Here is a 3,004-nt window from a genome sequence, read left to right on the forward strand (position 1 = left end):
GGGGCAGGCCTATAGTATTACTTATTTGGATAGCAAAAAAAACATTTAACGGAACACCGCTTAAAAACTACTAGTCCGAGATAATGCAATCATAACAGCATAGAGTTAAAAACCCCTAAGTGGTGGCATTGTCACAATATCAATAATCATATTACCTATAACTATCAGTGAACATCCATAATGCTTTTAATCCATTTCAACATTCATAAAACTCCTTAATAAGATAGTCCCAATTTCAGTCTCCCAAGCATACGAAGTGGGGGAAGTCGATTGACTATTTATTTCGGATTCAATTTCACTATCTACTCGCCCATAAACTTGAGATACTGAACTGACTAAATTAGAGGACTGCTTAACAAGTAGAAAAACCGTATACGAGTTATCTGATTTTAACGTCCAATAATCAATGACTGGAACACCGGGGAAAGTAATAGAATCTCCTCGAGATTTAAAATTTATTTTATATGGGAAAATAGGATTTCAATAGGAAGTTCCCACACTGTCCAACTTAGTAGCAATATAATCTTCAACTTTATTATCCCTTATTACATTATTTAATTCCATAACAGGAAAATCCGATTGTAAATTTAAACCCACAAATATTACGCTGATTCTCACCAACCACTTAAAACCAATCATAATCTGCCTCTTTAGTTTTTATCTTGGGGCTTCCGCTACCAATTCTGTCAACTCTACCACCATAGTTTAGCATGAACAATTGAAGATTTTTAATAAATGTTGCTGGAACTTGTTCTCGAGTAATAGTATGATAACTCAATTAAAGAAAGACTGAAAAATTAGAAATAAAAACTCATTCGCAGCTTGGTAGTTCTTGCCACCCATCTTCAGGCGCGTCGGTATTCAATAAACATGCGGGAACAGGGCTCATTTCAAGAAGAATAATTTCATCAGGTTTATTGGGTAGAAACTTTATAAAATATTGCTTTCCAATTGAACCACTTCCTAATTGTGTACCCATTCGCCCTTTATATTCTTTTCCTCTATAATTATATTTAAGTGTTATCATCACTCCTCCTTTCCGTCCATCAATATCAAGAATAATACATTTTGTATAAATACCATTTGATTTTATTTTTTCGTTTGTGAATATCTGGTACAAACCAATCAATAAGACTAGTATTAATACCCCCCAAAGTAATTTATATCGATCGTTCATAGGTTTTCAAAATTTACAATATTAATTTTTATCAGCAGCCACTCCCTGTGCTGCAGCTCCAGCGTTTCCAGTAACAATATATGTAAACATGTTGGCCGTGGCATTTGTACCACCCATTGCTCCTATTGTAAATTTGAAGCCTTCGCCAAAAACATTAAAGCTAATATGTAGGCTAGCCTCCATAAGGTTCTTACCACCTCCTAAGTATTTCAATTTCTGATTTCTAAAATCAAATGGATTATAGTCAACTATAGAATTCATTCCTGCCATTGTTATGGATCCGCTTACGCTACTAGTAGGACTCAATGTTGAAGTTGCAATATCAAATGCATCAATTATGGTCAGATCTCCACCATTTTGGAGAATATTCATCCCCGTAGAGGCAACTAACGCTCGCCCATATTGCTTACCAAATATTTGGGCCCCAACACGCACAAGCCCGGCTTCTGCTGTAACCTTGCTACCCACCGCTGCCTACATCTTAGATAAAAAGAAAAAAAACAATGCAATTGATGCTATAAATAATATTACTACAGTAGCATGGCCAATGCGTCTCTGAAAATTGCTTTCGTTTTTAAACAGGCTGGAAATCTCTTTTAACCTTTTATGATTATCGAAGTATTTTTTGTTCATATAAACTACTAATGAACCATATCCAAGTATGAAGGCAAAAAATATGAACTTGTGTACATGCCCAAATAGTTTAAACATAAATGAGCCCAAAAACGGTATAGTCAGCAAGCATATAGCAACTGATAAGTATAAAATAGCGCTCTCTCTTGCATTCAGCTTTCTAACCTTGGATACAAGGTCGTATAAATGATAATATAAATATCCGTAGATAACTTTCATTATTCCTTTTTTAATATAACATCATCATTTGCTCCTAAAGAGGCTTTTATTCCGTCAAAAGCACCAAATGAATCCAAAAGTCCATAAACACCAACTCCTATAAGAACCGCAGGGTTACTTATTGCTACCGCAGTTAGAATAATTGAAACACTAGCATCAAATGCATCCATCATTGTTATACCATCTCCCTTTATATACTTATATGCCAAATTAGTTCCTTGCAACACTAATCCCGCAGCACCTAATCGCTTACCAAACCTGTCCAACTTTTTTTTCCCAAGATTTATATTGTGTAATTGCCGCTTATAATGACTGTTAAATCCATTCATTCGCGCTTTAGGCAAAACTGTATTATTCCGGTAATTGGTAAGATTTGCCTGTAATTGGTTTATAACCAGGCCGCCAAAACCCAATGCAACATTTATCGCATTTGATCCAGAGAAGTCGCCATTCACAAAGCCTGCTTGAACAACATTTATACTAACATTACTACTGCTGCTATTCCCTCCTTTTTTGGCCGTTACTATTACTTCAGAATTTTCATCGGCCATACCTGATCCAACTAAACCATTCTCATCTGCATCAGCATTTTCAGGATCATATGTATAGTAGGATGTTCCACCATTAGACTGAGTAAGCGAAACTACAGTCCCTTGTTGCATATTCTTCGGCATACTTCCAGTAACGCTAACCGTATCTAAGCCTAGCGGGTCATTAAACAACATCGGATTGTTCATGACATAAGCATAAGGGCTCCAATTGTTAGAGATTATACTTAAAGGATCTATTTGTAAAAAGCGCCCGATTTGATGATCCATCTTCCTGAACTTAGTGTCATACATCTCAAGTCCGGATCCATCAGAAAACTCTTTATTCTCCAACTCAGTCCCCTCATTAAACTTATACCTATTCTCCAGTTTCCCCATCGCCCTAGAACTAATCCCTGCCATGGTGAGTCCAAACGGATAATAATGC

Annotated in this window: 3 protein-coding genes; all 3 read right to left on the minus strand. The window is 36.2% G+C overall.

Annotation, left to right across the window (positions count from 1 at the left end; genetic code table 11):
• Positions 1-811 precede the first annotated feature (811 nt).
• A complete protein-coding gene (locus tag HY58_RS18345; protein WP_039135611.1) occupies positions 812-1,177 on the minus strand; it encodes a hypothetical protein in 366 nt (121 codons plus the stop codon).
• A gap of 21 nt (positions 1,178-1,198) precedes the next feature.
• On the minus strand, positions 1,199-1,549 hold the full coding sequence (locus HY58_RS18350; RefSeq protein ID WP_156123764.1) for a hypothetical protein: 351 nt from the start codon (positions 1,547-1,549) through the stop codon (positions 1,199-1,201).
• A 479-nt stretch (positions 1,550-2,028) separates the two neighbouring features.
• On the minus strand, positions 2,029-3,004 hold a 976-nt coding region (locus HY58_RS18360; protein WP_216593836.1), incomplete at its 5' end, for an RHS repeat domain-containing protein.

The sequence above is a fragment of the Flavihumibacter sp. ZG627 genome (genome assembly GCF_000814325.1).
In the GTDB taxonomy this organism is placed as follows: Bacteria; Bacteroidota; Bacteroidia; order Chitinophagales; family Chitinophagaceae; genus Flavihumibacter.